Below are 1,275 nucleotides of genomic sequence, written 5' to 3'. Positions count from 1 at the left end.
GGGAGTGTCGGAATAACGGTGGATCCGGGGTTGGCCTGACACGCCGGGGCTTTGCCTGGCGGGAAGGACTGATCATGAGCGACACCATGGATTCCATGGCGACTGAGGTGGATCAGCATGAGTTGGCGCAGCAGCTCCTGTCCCAGGCCAAGGAACAGGGGTTGGAGCTTGTTGGCCCGGGCGGGCTGTTGAACAAGCTGACCAAGAACGTCCTGGAGACTGCTCTGGAAGCGGAAATGGACGAACATCTGGGATACGGGAAGCACGAGGTGGCCGGGCGTGGGAGTGGCAATTCCCGCAACGGCACACGTTCCAAGACTGTGATGACCGAGATCGGGCCCGTGGAGATCGACGTGCCCCGGGACACCGGGTCAACGTTCGATCCTCAAACAGTGAAGAAGCGCCAGCGGCGGCTGACCGGTGTAGATGAGATCGTCCTGTCTTTGAGCGCGAAGGGACTCACGACCGGGGAGATCGCTGCGCACTTCGCCGACGTGTTCGGGGCGAAAGTTTCCAAGGACACCATCTCCAGGATCACTGAGAAGGTTGTCGGGGAAATGACCGAGTGGCAGAACCGGCCCCTGGACCGGGTGCTCCCGGCGATGTTCATTGATGCGATCCACGTCAAAGTCCGTGACGGGCAGGTCTCGAACCGCCCCATCTACGTGGCCATTGGTGTCACGACCAATGGTGAACGGGACGTCCTTGGGCTGTGGGCCGGCGACGGCGGGGAAGGAGCGAAGTTCTGGCTCGCGGTGCTGACCGAGATCAAGAACAGGGGCGTGGAGGACGTCTGCATCACTGTCTGCGACGGGCTCAAAGGCCTGCCGGACGCGATCAACGCCGTCTGGCCCCAGGCCGTGGTCCAGACCTGCATCGTGCACCTGGTCCGGAACACCTTCCGGTATGCCGCCCGGAAAAACTGGACGGAAATGGCCCGGGACCTCCGCCCGGTCTACACGGCACCAACGGAGACCGCAGCCAAAGAACGCCTCGACGAGTTCAACGGCAAATGGGCACGACAATACCCGGCCATTATGCGGCTCTGGCAGAACGCCTGGAGCGAGTTCGTGCCCTTCCTGGACTACGACCTGGAAATCAGGAAGGTCATCTGCAGCACCAATGCCATCGAGTCCCTCAATGCACGATACCGGCGAGCGGTCAGAGCACGCGGGCACTTCCCAACCATCCCCGCCGCCCTTAAATGCCTCTACCTGGCCACCCGGGCACTAGACCCCACCGGCCGAAGCAGAGCACGATGGATAGCACGATGGA

Annotated in this window: 1 protein-coding gene; it reads left to right on the top strand. The window is 62.2% G+C overall.

Features of this window, described 5'->3' with window-relative positions; translation table 11 throughout:
• Positions 1 to 74: 74 nt before the first annotated feature.
• Positions 75 to 1,275, top strand: a 1,201-nt coding sequence (locus J2S96_RS20095) for an IS256 family transposase (RefSeq protein WP_306867652.1), incomplete at its 3' end; no start/stop codon positions are given.

This window comes from Arthrobacter bambusae (assembly GCF_030812595.1).
GTDB lineage: Bacteria > Actinomycetota > Actinomycetes > Actinomycetales > Micrococcaceae > Arthrobacter > Arthrobacter bambusae_B.
The sequence above is the reverse complement of the archived record's forward strand: the minus strand, read 5'-3'. Positions and strand labels throughout refer to the sequence as shown.